At 56.9% G+C, this 16504-nt stretch carries 14 protein-coding genes; 8 read left to right on the forward strand and 6 right to left on the reverse strand.

Going from position 1 to position 16504, the window contains the following annotated elements:
- Positions 1 to 64 precede the first annotated feature (64 nt).
- From lpdA to CQ018_RS00680, 4 genes are all read left to right on the forward strand, one after another.
- A complete protein-coding gene (gene lpdA, locus CQ018_RS00665; RefSeq protein WP_105548056.1) occupies positions 65 to 1444 on the forward strand; it encodes a dihydrolipoyl dehydrogenase in 1380 nt (459 codons plus the stop codon).
- Between the two features lie 147 nt (positions 1445 to 1591).
- Positions 1592 to 3271, forward strand: a complete 1680-nt coding sequence (gene sucB / locus CQ018_RS00670; RefSeq protein ID WP_105548057.1) for a 2-oxoglutarate dehydrogenase, E2 component, dihydrolipoamide succinyltransferase — start codon at positions 1592 to 1594, stop codon at positions 3269 to 3271.
- A 151-nt stretch (positions 3272 to 3422) separates the two neighbouring features.
- Complete coding sequence (locus CQ018_RS00675; RefSeq protein ID WP_105548058.1) at positions 3423 to 3785, forward strand: hypothetical protein; 363 nt, start codon at positions 3423 to 3425, stop codon at positions 3783 to 3785.
- Between the two features lie 190 nt (positions 3786 to 3975).
- Positions 3976 to 4410: an OsmC family peroxiredoxin gene (locus CQ018_RS00680; RefSeq protein WP_105548059.1), complete on the forward strand. Its 435-nt coding sequence runs from the start codon at positions 3976 to 3978 to the stop codon at positions 4408 to 4410.
- A gap of 84 nt (positions 4411 to 4494) precedes the next feature.
- On the opposite strand, the gene CQ018_RS00685 is transcribed toward CQ018_RS00680, so the two are convergent.
- On the reverse strand, positions 4495 to 6087 hold the full coding sequence (locus CQ018_RS00685) for a protein kinase (RefSeq protein ID WP_105548060.1): 1593 nt from the start codon (positions 6085 to 6087) through the stop codon (positions 4495 to 4497).
- A gap of 103 nt (positions 6088 to 6190) precedes the next feature.
- Here CQ018_RS00685 and lipB point away from each other — a divergent pair, with 103 nt between their 5' ends.
- The 3 genes from lipB to CQ018_RS00700 all read left to right on the forward strand — a co-directional run bounded on the left by lipB (position 6191) and on the right by CQ018_RS00700 (position 9020).
- Positions 6191 to 6871 carry a lipoyl(octanoyl) transferase LipB gene (lipB, locus tag CQ018_RS00690; protein WP_105548061.1) on the forward strand — a complete coding sequence of 227 codons (681 nt, stop codon included), beginning with the start codon at positions 6191 to 6193 and terminating at the stop codon, positions 6869 to 6871.
- The gene (gene lipA, locus CQ018_RS00695) at positions 6868 to 7869 is read left to right on the forward strand and encodes a lipoyl synthase (protein WP_105548062.1); all 1002 of its coding nucleotides are present in this window, start codon (positions 6868 to 6870) and stop codon (positions 7867 to 7869) included. Before lipB ends, lipA begins: the two co-directional genes overlap by 4 nt.
- A gap of 389 nt (positions 7870 to 8258) precedes the next feature.
- Positions 8259 to 9020: a DUF4191 domain-containing protein gene (locus tag CQ018_RS00700; protein ID WP_105548063.1), complete on the forward strand. Its 762-nt coding sequence runs from the start codon at positions 8259 to 8261 to the stop codon at positions 9018 to 9020.
- Between the two features lie 96 nt (positions 9021 to 9116).
- Here the strand turns inward: CQ018_RS00700 and CQ018_RS00705 are convergent, their stop codons facing one another.
- Entirely contained in the window at positions 9117 to 9551 is a 435-nt protein-coding gene (locus CQ018_RS00705) for a hypothetical protein (protein WP_105548064.1), read from the reverse strand.
- Positions 9552 to 9810: 259 nt separating this feature from the next.
- On the opposite strand from CQ018_RS00705, the gene glnA reads away from it, so the two are divergent.
- Entirely contained in the window at positions 9811 to 11235 is a 1425-nt protein-coding gene (glnA, locus tag CQ018_RS00710; RefSeq protein WP_105548065.1) for a type I glutamate--ammonia ligase, read from the forward strand.
- A gap of 114 nt (positions 11236 to 11349) precedes the next feature.
- Here the strand turns inward: glnA and CQ018_RS00715 are convergent, their stop codons facing one another.
- From CQ018_RS00715 to CQ018_RS00730, 4 genes are all read right to left on the reverse strand, one after another.
- Entirely contained in the window at positions 11350 to 11553 is a 204-nt protein-coding gene (locus CQ018_RS00715; RefSeq protein ID WP_105548066.1) for a transcriptional regulator, read from the reverse strand.
- Between the two features lie 93 nt (positions 11554 to 11646).
- A complete protein-coding gene (locus CQ018_RS00720; RefSeq protein ID WP_105548067.1) occupies positions 11647 to 11976 on the reverse strand; it encodes a hypothetical protein in 330 nt (109 codons plus the stop codon).
- Between the two features lie 54 nt (positions 11977 to 12030).
- A complete protein-coding gene (locus CQ018_RS00725; RefSeq protein WP_105548068.1) occupies positions 12031 to 15069 on the reverse strand; it encodes a bifunctional [glutamine synthetase] adenylyltransferase/[glutamine synthetase]-adenylyl-L-tyrosine phosphorylase in 3039 nt (1012 codons plus the stop codon).
- Between the two features lie 10 nt (positions 15070 to 15079).
- A complete protein-coding gene (locus CQ018_RS00730; protein ID WP_105548069.1) occupies positions 15080 to 16420 on the reverse strand; it encodes a glutamine synthetase family protein in 1341 nt (446 codons plus the stop codon).
- Positions 16421 to 16504 lie beyond the last annotated feature (84 nt).

Genomic DNA, 16504 nt, shown 5'->3' on the forward strand with positions numbered 1-16504 from the left:
ACACCCCCACACACCATGGCCGACCACTCACGTTGGCCACAACTCATAACGAGGGAGCGTTCACGTGGCCGAATCGGCAGCAACGCAAGAATTCGACATCCTCATTCTCGGCGGCGGATCCGCTGGCTACTCGGCAGCATTGCGCGCCGTTCAGCTGGGTTTCACCGTTGGTCTGATTGAGAAGGCCAAGGTCGGTGGCACTTGCCTGCACACCGGTTGCATCCCGACCAAGGCATACCTGCACTCGGCAGAATTGGCCGAGAATGCTCGCGAAGGTGCCAAGTACGGCATCAACACCACCCTTGAGTCAATCGACTTGGGTGCTGTGCGCAGCTACAAGGATGGAATCGTTGCCGGCAAGCACAAGGGCCTTTCGGGTCTGCTGAAGATGAAGAAGGTCACCGTTATCGAAGGTAACGGTCGCCTGGTTTCCCAGGACACCATCGACGTTGATGGAGTGCCTTACAAGGGCAAGAACATCATCTTGGCCACCGGTTCGGAGTCCAAGACCTTCGGTCTGGAAATCGGCGGACGCGTGCTTACCAGCACCGAAGCACTGAACATGGACACCTTGCCCAAGAGCGCCATCGTGCTCGGTGGCGGCGTCATTGGCGTCGAATTCGCTTCCGTCTGGAAGTCCTTCGGCGTCGAGGTCACCATCGTTGAGGGCCTGCCTTCGCTGGTTCCGAACGAAGATCCTGCAATCATCAAGGTTCTTGAACGTTCCTTCAAGAAGCGTGGCATCAAGTTCAACACCGGTGTCTTCTTCGAAAAGGTTGAGCAGGATGCCAACGGCGTCAAGGTCTCCCTGGCCGACGGCAAGACCCTCGAAGCAGACATCGTGCTCGTTGCAGTTGGCCGCGGCCCGGTCACCGCAAACCTTGGCTACGAAGAGCAGGGCATCCCGATGGATCGCGGCTTTGTACTTGCCAATGAGCGCTGCCACACCGGCGTGGGCAACATCTACGCCATCGGTGACATCGTCCCGGGCGTCCAGCTTGCACACCGCGGCTACCAGCACGGTATCTTCGTCGCCGAGGAAATCGGTGGCCTGAACCCGGTCATCGTCGAGGACATCAACATCCCGAAGGTCACCTTCTGCGAGCCGGAAATCGCTTCGGTTGGCTACTCCGAGCCTGCTGCCAAGGAAAAGTTTGGCGCAGATCAGATCGAGACCACCGAGTACAACCTTGCCGGCAACGGCAAGTCCTCGATCCTTGGCACAAGCGGCCTGATCAAGATGGTTCGCGTCAAGAACGGCCCAATCGTCGGCGTTCACGGCATTGGTGGCCGCATCGGTGAGCAAATCGGTGAAGCACAGCTGATCGTGAACTGGGAAGCCTACCCGGAGGATGTTGCTCAGCTCATCCACGCCCACCCGACACAGAACGAATCGCTCGGCGAGGCTGCCATGGCTTTGGCCGGCAAGCCGCTGCACGGTTAGTCACATTTAGCATGACCGGGCACGTTTACCCATGGGTAGACGTGCCCGGTGCACTAAGCTCGGAGGCAACGCCTCCCACGAGATGTGCGGGAAAACCCCGCTCGATCTCTCGCACACAAATTTAGTTTTTAGGAGAACGGGAACAAGATGTCTGAAACCGTGAACTTGCCCGCCCTGGGTGAAAGCGTCACCGAAGGCACCGTTACACGCTGGCTCAAGCAGGTTGGCGACCGCGTAGAGGTCGACGAGCCGTTGCTGGAAGTTTCGACCGACAAGGTCGACACCGAGATCCCGTCGCCGGTTGCCGGCGTTATCGAGGAGATCTTCGTAGCCGAAGACGAGACCGCCGATGTTGGAGCCGCACTGGTTCGCATTGGTGATGGCTCCGGCGCTGGCGCAGCCCCGGCAGCCGAGGCACCAGCAGCAGTCGAGGCTCCAGCCCCGGCAGCCGCCCCTGTCGTTGAAGCAGCACCAGTTGCAGCAGTCGCACCGGCAGCTCCGACCGCTGGCACCGAGATCACCCTGCCTGCTCTTGGCGAATCGGTCACCGAAGGCACCGTCACCCGCTGGCTTAAGGCAGTTGGCGACGACGTTGCAGTCGACGAGCCGCTGCTTGAGGTTTCCACCGACAAGGTCGACACCGAGGTTCCTTCCCCGGTTGCCGGCACCCTGCTGGAAATCCGTGTTGCCGAAGACGAGACCGCCGAAGTTGGCGCGGTTCTTGCCATCATCGGTGCAGCCGGCGCGGCAGCACCCGCCGCTCCACCTGCAGCACCTGCCGCTCCAGTTGCGACTCCGGCTCCGGCAGCCCCTGTTGCCGCTCCGGCACCAGTAGCGGCCCCGGTACCGGTAGCAGCACCCGCTCCGGTTGCAGCCGCAGCAGCTCCGACTGCTGGCAACGACGGCTACGTCACCCCGCTGGTTCGCCGCTTGGCAAACCAGAACAACGTTGACCTGTCCACCGTGACAGGCACCGGCGTTGGTGGCCGCATCCGCAAGCAGGATGTCGTCGACGCAGCAGCAGCCAAGACTGTTGCAGCCCCGGTTGCCGCAGCTCCGGCGGCAGCACCAGCTAAGGCAGCGGCACCAGTTGTTGCTTCCTCACTGCGTGGCACCGTTGAGAAGGCTCCGCGTATCCGCCAGGTTATCGCTCGCCGCATGCGCGAGTCGCTGGACGTTTCAACCCAGCTGACCCAGGTACACGAGGTCGACCTGACCCGCATCGTCAAGCTACGCACCGCGGCCAAGGATGCTTTCTTGGCAACTAACGGCACCAAGCTGACCTACCTGCCGTTCATTGCCAAGGCTGTTGCCGAGGCCTTGAAGCAGCACCCGAAGCTGAACGCCGAATACGATGAGGCCAAGCAGGAAATCACCTACCACAACGCCGAACACCTGGCGATTGCTGTAGACACCGATAAGGGTCTGCTGGTTCCGGTTATTTCCAACGCTGGGGATCTAAACCTTGCCGGCCTAGCCGGCAAGATCGCAGATGTCGCAAACCGCACCCGCACCAACAAGATTGGTCCGGACGAGCTTTCCGGCGGTACCTTCTCGATCACCAACATTGGTTCGGTTGGCGCATTGTTCGACACCCCGATCATCAACCAGCCACAGGTAGCAATCCTTGGCACCGGTGGAATCGTCAAGCGCGCAGTAGTGGTTACCGACGCAGATGGTGATGACACCATTGCCATCCGCCACATGATGTACCTGTCGCTGACCTACGATCACCGTTTGGTTGACGGCGCCGATGCAGGTCGCTTCCTGCAGACGCTGAAGGCACGCCTTGAAGAAGGCGCTTTCCAGGCAGACTTGGGTCTCTAAGACTCATCAAGCTAAACCTTGGGCGGTACTCCACGAGTGTGGGGTGCCGCCCAAGGCGTTAATTGGCGAGTTTTGCTTCCTTAAACATGTCATCGAACACTTTTGCTCCGGCGAATTCTACATGAGGTCGAATTTCCATTAGGCTGGTGCCATGACTTTCTTGCATGCATTCCTTGTTTTCCTGCACATTCTGGGTGCAGCAGCAATCTTTGGCGGCTGGCTCGCCAACTTCAAGACCCCAACGGTTACCCAATGGCAGTTCTACGGTGCCACTGCCCAGTTGGTCACCGGGCTGCTCCTGGTTGGTCTTGCCGAAATGACCAAGGGCGATGGTGGCGACGGCCTGAACCACATGAAGATCGCTGTCAAGCTCCTGCTGGCCATTGGTGTCTTCGTTGCAGCCTTGCTGGGCCGCAAGCGCGTCAAGGCAGGTCAGGAAGTACCTACCGGTCTCGCGCACGGCACCGGCGGTACCGCGCTGATCGCCATCGCCGTTGCAGCACTCTGGGTCTAAACCCTCGAGGGGCTATAACTTAGACACCTAACAACTTGTAAGGACTGTGTGTTTCCCGCGAGGGAAACACACAGTCCTTAGTCTTTAACCCGTCTCCCTCGCTCCCCTAGGCAGAGCGTCGGGGCAGTCATAGGATGGATTTGGGTGCCAAGATCACCTATCCGTTGCAATTTCCAAGGGAGTCATCATCATGGCTGTAACACGAAGCGCACGTACCCAATGGAGCGGAGACCTTGTCTCTGGCTCCGGTGAAACGACTTTTCAGACCTCAGGCATCGGCACCTTCCCCATTACGTGGCGAGCGCGGGCCGAGGTATCGGAGGGCAAGACGAGCCCCGAGGAGCTAATTGCTGCGGCCCATGCTTCGTGTTACAGCATGGCCTTGAGCAATATGCTCAAGGAAGCCGGCCACGTGGCCGAAACGTTAAATACCACCGCAGAGGTCGATTTTGATACCAGTGATGGAGCAAAAATTACCGAGATTCGGCTGACGCTAGTTGCCACGATTCCCGGCATCGAAGATGCTCAATTCCAAGAGCTTGCGGCAGCTGCCAAGGTCGGTTGCCCGGTCTCCGCTGCCTTGGCTGCCGTCCCGTCAATCACGCTCGATGCACGGCTAAGCTAAACATTTGTAATGCGCGGTGCGTCATGGATCTTCGCATCCAAGTAACACCGCGCACCTACGCTTTTGCGGGCCGCCGGTGCCCGGCTAGGCCGCGGCCTCCCCTGCAGTACTAACATTCCAGATCTTCCAAGTTCCCTGATACTGCCGCAGTTCAATGAGCACGCGTTGGCGTTGGGTCTTGTGTGAACTCAAGATCACGCGCCCAGAGTTGTCCTTGTAGTTATATTCATCCTGTGCGCTCAGTGCTTCAACAATGAGTGAGCTTGTCGCAGATGACGCGATGACCCGAGCCTCGCTCAGAACAGTTTTCAAGGAACCCAGTTTCAAGTTCTTTTGCTTCATCAGCGCGAGCATCTGGAGATCACGCTTCTGCGCCTCCGACCCCGGATAGTAGATTTGTTCCAATGCGGCAGACTGACCCGACATTAAGATGCGATCACGTTCAAGAGTTAGCCGTGCGGCAGCAAGCAAAACCTCCTCATCGGAGTTTGCACGCAATGGTGCGTCCTGACCGTTGGGGTTTGTTTCGGAGCTGTCTTCGGGTGTTAACGCGCTGGCCGCCACCTTTGGCTCACCGAGAAGAAGATTTTGAGCCGCGTATCCCCCGGTCAGGACCAAAGCCACGCCAAGTGCCACAGCGATTGTGAATTTTTTGCGCGAACCGGGCACGGAATGAATCTTGTGAGCATTGGCCCACTGTTGTTCATTTTCGGGCATTTCCTGAACATCCGGAGCTTGTGGCTGGCTTGCACGTTTGCCAAGCTTTTTGGCATGCCTTGTGGCTTTCCTATTCCCACGTTGGACACCTAGGTTAGCGATTCTAACTCTTAGGCTGCGGTGATCAACTTGTTTGGTGGTGAGCATGTGTTTCAGTGCCGCTGACGCAACCGCATCACCAAGTTCAACCGCAGTAGGTGTACCTGCCACAAAGATACGTTGGGTAAATTCTGCGGCGCTGGGGCGTAGTGCTGGATCGATGGCGAGAGCGTCCTCAAGCAATTGTGCAAATTCATCGTTTACCTCCGGAACCATGGCCCCGATGGGGATCCGATTCACCGTTGATGCAGGGGCCCGCCCGGTGAGTAAATACCAGGTACAGGCGGCTAGCGCATAGACATCGCGAGCAGGTTCCAAGATACCCAATGTTGCTGGATCACTAACTTCGGGAGCGCAAAAACCACTGGTCCCATAGTCGCTTTGGCTCTGTCCGCGCATTGTTTGGGTGCCAAAATCAGCAAGCTTGGGCTTGCCTTCTGCCGTAAATAGAATGTTCCGTGGACTGACATCTCCGTGTGTGATGCCGCGATCATGTAAGAACTCCAGAGCCTCCCCCAGAGGTGCAATCACCGTAAGCACTTCACCCACACTCATCGGGCCACGGGAGGCAACAACCGCGGCGGCGCTTCCCGCCGGACAGTATTCCATCACTAGTCCCGGGCCCTGCGAAGTCTGTACGAAAGCCACCTCTTCAACGAGAAATTCGTGACGCAGTTCCGGGGCGCGAATTCCAGTTCGGCGCAATGCTTCGTCATATCCAAGGGTCTTTAATACCAACTCATCCCCGGTTTTTGGGTCAATAATCACCCACACTGAACTGTTTCCACCGGCACCTAGGTATCGGTTGATGTCATATCCATCAATTTGCGGCTCTTCGCTACGCGTGTCATACGTTTCCATGTATTAGTTCTACGCTTCATAGAAATATTTGGCAGAAGATATACACAAGCAATATGACTTCGCGAATTCGAAGGCGTTTAGACAAAGGCGTACGGTATTGCCCATGAGCATTGAATTCGACCGCCTAGGTTTCTCACCCAACCTCGTCGACTATCAAGAAGCTTGGGATTTACAACGCCGGACACACGACGAAGTCGCAGCCGGCGAACGAGGACCCATCGTCTTTTTGTTGGAACACGAAAATGTGTATACGGCAGGACGGCGCACCGAAGCAATAGACCTTCCAACCGACGGCACACCAGTGGTCGATGTGGACCGCGGCGGAAAGCTCACCTGGCATGGCGCGGGTCAGCTGGTTGGCTACCCAATCGTGCGTTTACGGGACATGAAGGGTATTCGCGAGTACGTAGACATCTTAGAACAAGCCCTGATCAACTCTGCTGCAGCGTTCGGCGTTGAAACAGTACAAATCAAGGGACGTAGTGGCGTCTGGGTCAAAGGACTCAAAGGAGCCCAAGACCGCAAGCTCGCCGCCATCGGCATCCGGGTTGACCACGGAGTGACAATGCATGGCTTCGCCCTGAATTGTTCAAACGATTTCGCCCCCTTTGCCCAAATCATCCCCTGTGGGATTACCGACGCCGGGGTCACGAGCCTCAGCGCCGAAACTGGAACCACCATCACTCCAGCAGATGTCCTTGACCGCGTCGAAAAAGAACTCGAGACCCTCTTGAGTCCCGCCGTGGCATTGACCGCAACCACCCTAGAAGGAGCCACCCGATGAGCGCAGCACCCGAAGGTCGCCGCCTACTACGCATCGAACAACGCAACTCGGCAACCCCGGTTGAGCGTAAACCAGCTTGGATCAAGGCCAAGGTCAATATAGGTCCCGAGTATGTCGGGCTCAAAAAGCTTGTGAAGTCCGAGGGGCTAAATACCGTCTGCGAAGAAGCAGGCTGTCCCAATATCTTTGAATGTTGGGAAGACAAGGAAGCAACCTTCCTCATCGGCGGCTCCGAATGCACCCGCCGCTGCGATTTCTGTCAGATCGACACCGGCAAACCACAGGCCATCGACCGCGCCGAACCCTTCAAGGTCGCCATGAGCGTGAAGAAGATGGGCCTGCGCTATGCAACAGTCACCGGTGTGGCCCGCGATGACCTCGAAGACGAGGGCACCTGGCTTTACGCAGAAACCGTACGCCGCATCCACCAGCTGAATCCTGGCACCGGTGTTGAGCTACTGATCCCCGACTTCTCCGGCAAGCCGGAATACCTTGACGAGATCTGCGCCTCGGCCCCGGAAGTTTATGCACACAATCTTGAGACGGTCCCGCGCCTCTTCAAATCCATTCGTCCTGCTTTCCGCTACGAGCGCTCCCTTGATGTTATTTCGCAGGGTCGCGCCAACGGGATGATCACCAAATCCAACCTGATCTTGGGCATGGGTGAGACACGCGAAGAAATATCCGAAGCCATCAAGGACCTGGTCTCAGCTGGCTGCGACCTGCTGACCATCACTCAATACCTGCGCCCCACCGAGCGTCACCACCCGGTGGAGCGTTGGGTCAAACCACAGGAATTCGTTGAATTGCAGCAGGAGGCCGAGGAGCTTGGCATCCTGGGCGTCATGAGTGGCCCGTTGGTCCGCTCTTCGTACCGTGCCGGTCGTTTGTGGGCAGCCGCAATGCGCAAGAAGGGTCTCCCGATCCCAGAGGCACTTGCACACATCGAAAGCTCCGGTGACACGCGCCAGGAGGCCTCGTCACTGGTCGGCGCCTAGACTGACGCACAAGCGCGTGAATTACCTATGGTTGAAGGTGTGGGCAAAAGCCCACACTTTCAACCATAGGGTTGACGAGGTTTCGCGCGCCGAGCGGGCAGTGAGCACGGTGTTGTGTCACAAGATCAGACCCCGCCCCAGGCTTTGATTTCTTTTACTCCGGTTGCGCCTGTGGTAGTTGAGATCCAGGCTTCATCCAGCTATCGATCAACACCTTGAAACGGTTTATCAATCGCCCCATTCCTAAGCGCGCTCCAGCTATTAGCTCAATACCGATTCGGTGCAGCGTTGCTTCCAAGGCAGCAAATCGGGTAGGAATATTACTCGGCCGCGGGTCATCTCGCGATGGGACGGGCGCGCTTGCTAATACATAGTAGAATTGAATCACTATGGCCAAAAACACCGATAATGCCTCGAGCGAGGCTGCAAGCCCCAAGCGCGGACTCTTTTCGCGCAAGCCAAAGGCCGAGAAGGCCACCAAGGAACCAGGCCGGCTGAAACAGCTGGGCCAGGTCTTCCAGATGACCCGCAAAAACGACCCGATGGTCGTTTGGCTCATGCTTCTGGCAGCCCTAGGCATTATTGCAGTAGGCCTCATCATTGGCTTGCTCATCCAAAACTGGATCACCGCGGTACTGATCTCGATCCCTTTGGCATTGTTGGCAGCAACAATGATCCTTTCCCGCCGTGCCGAAAAGGCAGCCTTCGTACAACTTGAGGGTCGCCCCGGCGCTGCAGGTGCAGCAATGAGTGTGCTTCGCCGTGGCTGGATCCTCAAGGACGAACCAGTGGCCGTGAACCCTCGGACTAGGGACCTTGTGTTCCTCGCCATTGGCCGTGCTGGCGTGGTTCTGGTGACCGAAGGTCCAACCACCCGTGTACGCACGCTGGTAGACGCCGAGCGCAAGCGCATGGGTCGTGTACTTCCAAATGTTCCGATTCATGTCATCAATGCCGGTAGTGAAGAAGGCCAGACGCCTTTGGCACAGGTCGGCAAGGTCATGAAGAAGTACCCGAAGTCGATCACCAAACTTGAGGTTGGCGCCGTCGATAAGCGTTTGAGCACGCTAGGCAGCGCACGCTTGCCAATTCCCAAGGGGATTGATCCAAACCGCGCTCGTCCGGACCGCAAGTCATCACGTGGCCGCTAAGCAATAACTTCTCATTAAACGTCTGAGGGGCAGAACCACATGGTTCTGCCCCTCAGACGTTTAAGAACTATTCACCTAACAGGCGATGACGTCAGTTTAGATCCGCACCAAGATCGTCTTGCCAATGCGGTCGTGATATCCGCGCTGATCCGAATCACTCATGAGCGGTGGAACTACCAACAAGATCAGCAGCGTACGGATAATTCCGGTCAGCGGCTTGATGGCCTTACCGTCCATGCCCTGAACCTGCATACCGAAGATGCGGTGGCCAATTGAATGACCGGTGACGCCAACGGTGATCATTTGCATTGCCGCAAAAATGATTAGGTTTGCTGTGGGATCCGACTTGAAGAAGAACATGGAGATCAGCATCGCAATCCCCCAGTCAATCACTAGCGCCCCGATGCGGCGGCCAATACGGGCCACAGACCCGGGGCCGCTTTCGGGGCGTCCGAGCCGTTTGCCTGGCCATTCCTGGTTACTCAGTTGCGGCGGGCCTTCAAGCCACGAGCCAAAATCTTTTCTTTCCACACCCCTAAGACTACCGGGAGCACCCAAATCCTCCCCGAGAATCACAAAGTCTCACGCCCCATCCACCACTCTGTGATTCAGCTAACGCAATTATTGGCCATTGGCCCGGGTATGTAACGTACCCGAAACAATCGAGACACAGGAGAGTAACTCCTTGGGACTATGGTTGTTAAAGAAGGAAAGGCAAGGCTACGTTCTTAAGCCTTTCAACGACATCCCCCCAGTCGTCATCTAAGACATCAAACAGGAGTCCCTGACTATGTTCAAGAGTCCAGAAGAAGTAATCGCGTACATCGCTGAAGAAGACGTCAAATTCGTTGACATTCGCTTCACCGACATGCCCGGCGTTCAGCAGCACTTCAACGTCCCAGCACGCACGGTAGACGCCGATTTCTTCGTCAACGGCCAGCTCTTCGACGCTTCCTCAATTCGCGGCTTCGCCGGAATTGCCGACTCCGACATGCAGCTGATTCCGGATGTAAAGACCGGCTTCATCGATCCGTTCCGCTTGGAAAAGACCCTCGCATTCAATTTCTCGATCGTCAATGCACGCACCGGGGAACCGTACCACCGCGATCCGCGTGGCGTTGCGGAACGCGCAGAAGCCTTCTTGGCCTCCACGGGCATCGCGGATACAGCTTTCTTTGCACCGGAAGCCGAATTCTTCATCTTCGATAACGTGCAGTACGAATCAAAGCCACAGGGCTCCTTCTACAAAGTAGATTCCATCGAAGCACCATGGAACACCGGCAAGAAGGAAGAAGGCGGCAACCAGGGTTACAAGACCCCCTTCAAGGGCGGCTACTTCCCGGTCTCCCCCACCGACAAGCAGGCCGACCTGCGTGACGCCATCTGCCTGGAACTCGAAGCCGCAGGCCTCGAAGTTGAGCGCTCGCACCACGAGGTTGGTGCCGCCGGCCAGGCCGAAATCAACTACAAGTTCAACACGCTGACTCACTCGGCAGATGACCTGCTGAAGTTCAAGTACATCGTGAAGAACGTTGCAGATGCGTGGGGCAAGTCAGCAACCTTCATGCCTAAGCCAATCTTTGGTGACAACGGCTCGGGTATGCACTGCCACCAGTCGCTGTGGTCCAACGGAACACCATTGTTCTACGATGAGAAGGGCTACGCCGGTCTCTCGGATACCGCTCGCTGGTACATTGGCGGCCTGCTCAAGCACGCCTCGGCCGTTCTTGCCTTCACCAACCCCACAGTGAACTCCTACCGCCGCCTGGTCAAGGGCTACGAGGCACCGGTGAACATGGTGTACTCGCAGGGCAACCGCTCGGCAGGTATCCGTATCCCTGTCACCGGCTCAAACCCGAAGGCCAAGCGCATTGAATTCCGCGCACCGGATGCCGCATCCAACCCGTACCTTGCCTTCGCAGCACAGCTGATGGCAGGCCTTGACGGCATCAAGAACCGCATCGAGCCGGCAGACCCGATCGATAAGGACCTCTACGAGCTGCCGGCCGAGGAAGCCAAGGACATCCAGAAGGCTCCGGCGTCCTTGGAAGAGGCACTTGCGGCACTAGAAGAGGACTACGAGTTCTTGCTCGAAGGCGATGTGTTCACCGAGGACTTGATCCGCACCTGGATCGAATACAAGCGCGAATACGAAATCAAGCCGCTAGCACTGCGCCCGAACCCGTACGAATTCGAGCTGTACTACGGCTGTTAATAAGTACTCGTTGATCTCTCAGCAGATCAGCAAGGCATAGAGGGGTCCATGTGATCGCCGGTGGTTCAACAGAACCAACGCGAGCACATGGACCCCTCTGTCATGTCACCGTGTTTAGGTTTTCCTGCCGTAGCGCTGATGCACGGCTTGCCGGCTCACCCCAAGAGATAGCGCGATCGCTTCCCAAGGGAATCCTTCGGTTCTGGCCCTACGTACTAGTACCGCTTCGCGTTGGCGTGCCTCGCGCTGGGCAGCGGCAAGGGCACCAAGCGCGTCAAGCACTCCATCTTCATCTTGTCCAAGTTTTGTCTTTGTCATGAGTAGCTACTCCCTTCAAGTGTCAATTTATCTTGACAAATAAAGACGTGTCAATACTTATTGACACCACTTGGGGTAACTCCCAGTCGAAACCTAGCCAGCGATAGTCGTCAGCAGGAACGCGCAATCGGTTTCGGCAAGCACACCGTGCAGGGCATCAGGCAGCACATATAGTCCGCCGTGTGAGATAGTTACCGACTCCCCGTTCCAGCGCACAATTATGGTTCCACGCAGCACCAAAAGCGTTGCCGATTCGGGCTTCGGATGCTCGCTCAAGACTGCACCGGCGGTCATGGCCAAAAGTGTGTGCCGTAACCGTCCGTCTTTGAGCACAGCCACAGCGCTACGCCCGTTGGATGCCGCCTGCGCCTTGGTGAGTTCGCGGGTGACAAGATCATCGAGTTCTGCCTGAGTGATATGCATGGAAATACATCAACCTTTCATCATAAAAGCATCGGAGGGGTCCATCTGCATCAACTATGCACCTGAACCATAGTCTCGATCTTCAAAACCAAAGAAATACTTTTCAAAAACTGCCCGTGCCAGTCTTGTCGCCTTGAGGTAATCCCCCTCCATGACCGAAGCCTCTCCGGGTGGATAACCACACCAACGAGCCACCGCTTCCATGTCCCGCCACGAGTGTGGCAACACATCGGTGACACGCCCGGTACAAATAACTCCCGCACTACGTATCCGACTGGCTAACGCCCACGCATCATCAAGCACCATTACGTCATGTTCGGGAATCAAGCCGGCCTCGGCAATTGCGCTCAGCGCCGGCCGGGTGGAGGTGGTGCGCAGGGCAGGAATCGTTGCAGCATGCTGCAGTTGCAGTAACTGGACCAACCATTCAACATCGCTCAGTGATCCGCGCCCAAGTTTGAGATGCCGGGCCGGATCCGCGCCACGGGGCAAGCGCTCGGCTTCCACCCGCGCCTTGATCCTGCGGATTTCGCGTACCTGGTCTTCGTCAATGGGACTCTCATAACGCAACGGATTAACCATGGCCATGAAATCCTCGGCCAAAGCCTCCGAGCCCGCCATCGGAGCTGCCCGCAAGAGAGCTTGAATCTCCCACACATCGGACCACCGCTTGTAATATTCGCCATAGGCATCCATTGAACGCACCAACGGTCCACTCTTGCCTTCGGGGCGCAGCGAGGCATCGATCTCCAAGCGCGGCTCGGCCTGAATAGCCGGAGTCACCGCCTTGCCCAATAACGCTCCAATGGCAATGACGATTCGTTTGGCCTGTTCGGTAGCCGCCTGCGGATCTGCATCCTCAAGAACCCTCTGCACGAACATCACATCGGCATCCGAACAGTAACCGATTTCCCGGCCACCCTGACGCCCCATGGCAACCACCAAGATCTCACAGAGCTTAGGTGTTACCGCATATTCCTGGTCTTGAGACACCCGTAATGCGCCAAGCACCGCCGCCCTGTCGTTATCGGCTAGAGCCCTACCCACGCCGTCTTGATCAAGGACTTGCGCTCCGTCGGCAAGTGCAATGCGCAGCATTTCACGCCGCCGAATCACCCTGATGAGACGAATCGCGGGATCGGTCCCCAAATTCCGTTTAAGTTTTGAGGAAATTTCTGCCCACAAGGCCTCAAAACTCAAGGGTTCCAGATCCTTATCCGAGCCCAACCATGCAGTGGATTCGGGCGAGACTTCCAGTAGGTCAGTAATGAACCGTGAGTTCGAAAGAATCTTGCACAGTCGCTCGGCAGCCGCATTTGAATCCCGCAGCATGCCCAAATACCAGTGGGATTCCCCCAACGATTCGCTCAGCCGTCTAAAGCCCAATAGCCCGGCATCCGGATCAACACCCTCTGCTATCCAGCCGAGCAAGACGGGGAGTAACTGGCGTTGCAATGCAGCACGCCGTTTCACTCCCGAAGTCAACGCCTCAATATGCCGCATTGCAGCCTTGGGATCCACATAGCCTAGGGCACGCAATCGGGCCTGCGCCGCTTCCGGGCTCAGCCGAACTTCGGCACGCGAAAGGTTTGCTGAGGTACTCAACAGTGGACGGTAGAAAATCTTTTCATGCAGCAAACGTACCGTGCGCTTGGTTTCACCCCAGCGCTCCAATAGTTTTTTGGCACTGGCCAGCTCAACCCCCACGGTTGAGCGAACAGCACGAGCAAGAACTCGTTGGCCATACTCCTTGTGAGGCATCAGGTGGGTACGGCGCAAATGAACAAGCTGGATGCGATGCTCAAGGACACGTAAGAAACGATATGAATCATCAAATACCTGAGCATCATCGCGGCCTATATAACCGGCTGCGCTCAGTGCATTAATCGCCGTAGTCGTGGTGCGAACCCGAAGATTCTCGTCGACCCGGCCATGAACCAATTGCAATAACTGGACAGTAAATTCAACATCGCGCAGACCGCCGGGGCCCAACTTCAGCTGGCGGGGCAGCTCTTCTGGTTTAATGTTGGCGGTGACTCTGCGGCGCATCTTCTGCACCGATTCAACAAATCCTTCGCGCTCCGAGGAAGCCCAGATCATGGGTGCAACCATCGCTTCGTAGGCAGCACCCAGCTCTGGGTCCCCGGCAATGGCCCGAGCTTTAAGTAAAGCTTGAAACTCCCACGATGCGGCCCAGCGTTTGTAGTATGCGGCGTGCGATTCTAGGGTCCGTGATAAGGCGCCGTCCTTGCCCTCCGGGCGAAGATTTGCATCTACTTCCCAGAGACCCGGTTCGATACCCACCGAGTCGATGGCCTTAGATATTCCTGCTGCTAAAACTATGGCAATGCTCGATGCCTGTTGCTCATCAAGCTCCAGCGATTCATGAACATAAATGACATCCACATCCGAAACGTAGTTCAGCTCCGCTGCACCACATTTACCCATCCCAATAACTGCCAAACGAACCGCGGCAATCTCACGTGGATCAAATCGTTCGGCAGCTTCGAAACGGCTGATGGCAAGGGCCGCCTCGATCGCCGCCGCGGCTAGGTCGGCAAGTTCCCGGCCCACCGCTGGCATTGCATCAACTGCATTGGTAGCACCCAAGTCCCGGTGTGCCAACGAGAGTAGGGCAAACCGATAGCTTGCACGTAAGGCACGGTATGCCTCGGGTCCACCGCATGCAGCAACTGGAGCTGCGGTGCCCTGCGGGTCGGCACCCACCGCATTGAGCAGGGTCGCACGAAGTATCTGGGGTGCAACCGCTTGCATCCGCGCGGCCGGTGGGGTTTCAAACACGCTCAACGCTTCAGGTTCTCGGATCATGAAGGTTGCCAATGCATCGGATGCACCAAGAACTCGCAGGAATCCCGGAGCTACCAGCGGATTAGCGACAAGTGTTTTGGCAGCTGGTGCGTGTGGAATCAGGCGTATCAGCGAGAGTAAGGCCATGTCCGGGTCAGCGGCATTTGCGAGATCTTCGATCAGCGCGCCGAGGTCTATTCCGCTCAGCTCCTCGGCAGCTAGGAACCGTCGGGCACGTTCAAGATCATCAAAACCTGCGGAGATCAGTCGCCGCGTGGGATTCACTTAGCTACCCCTAAAGAATCCCGAGGTAACGGCGTAGCTCAAAGGGGCTCACGTTCTGCCGGTAGGCTTCCCATTCATCTCGCTTGTTGCGTAAGAATGAGTTGAATACCTGTTCGCCAAGGATTTCGGGCATCAGCTCGGATTCTTCCATGGCTCGGATTGCATCATGCAAGGACCCTGGCAGGGGGTCGTGTCCCGAGGCTCGGCGTTCGGCGCTGCTCAAACCCCAGACGTCGTCTTCTGCGTGTGGCTCGAGTTCGTAACCTTCTTGGATGCCCTTCAGTCCGGCACCCAAGAGGCATGCGTAGGCGAGGTATGGGTTGGTTGCCGAGTCGATGCCACGGTATTCAACACGTGCGCTTTGTCCCTTGCCGGGCTTATACAGCGGAACGCGCACCAGGGCCGAACGGTTGTTGTGCCCCCAAGACCTGTGGCTCGGGGCTTCCCCGCCACCCCACAGACGCTTGTAGGAGTTCACGAACTGGTTTGTCACTGCGGTGAATTCCGGTGCGTGGCGCAAGATTCCGGCAATGAATTGACGCGCGGTATCCGAAAGCTGGAACTCTCGTCCTGCTTCGAAGAATGCGTTGGTGTCCCCTTCAAAGAGGGAGAAGTGGGTGTGCATTCCCGAGCCGGGCTCATCGGAGAACGGCTTGGGCATGAAGGTGGCGTAGATCCCCTGTTGGATTGCCACTTCCTTGATCACCGTGCGGAAGGTCATCACGTTATCTGCTGTCTGCAGTGCATCTGCGTAACGCAGGTCAATTTCGTTTTGTCCCGGCCCATTTTCGTGATGTGAAAATTCAACCGAAATGCCCACTGATTCGAGCATGGTTACCGCAGTACGCCGGAAATCTTGGGCCACACCGCCTGTGACGTGGTCAAAGTATCCCGCACGATCCACGGGTACCGGATAGCCTTCTGGTCCAAGTTCACTGGACTTGAGCAAATAGAATTCGATTTCCGGGTGGGTGTAACAGGTGAATCCCATCTCCGAGGCAACGGCTAACTGTCGTTTGAGCACGTGGCGAGGGTCGGCAGCCGCAGGGAGCCCATCGGGTGTGAGGATGTCACAAAACATTCTTGAGGTGGGTTCTGTTTCACCGCGCCACGGCAGAATTTGGAATGTTGAGGGATCCGGTTGCAGGAGCATATCCGATTCATAGATCCTCGAGAGCCCCTCAATGGAGGAACCGTCAAAGCCCAGGCCTTCATCGAAGGCCCCCTCGACCTCTGCCGGCGCCAGGGCAACGGATTTTAGCGAACCGACAACGTCGGTAAACCATAGGCGAACGAATCGTACATCGCGCTCTTCGATGGTCCTGAGGACGAATTCCTGCTGGCGATCCACTGCGGGTTCCTTCCACAACAACTACATTTTTGTCGGCGGTAAGTTCCGCTTTACTCACTTTATACGCTTTTGCCCACATGACAC

The organism is Arthrobacter sp. MYb227 (genome assembly GCF_002975435.1).
Classification (GTDB): domain Bacteria; phylum Actinomycetota; class Actinomycetes; order Actinomycetales; family Micrococcaceae; genus Paeniglutamicibacter.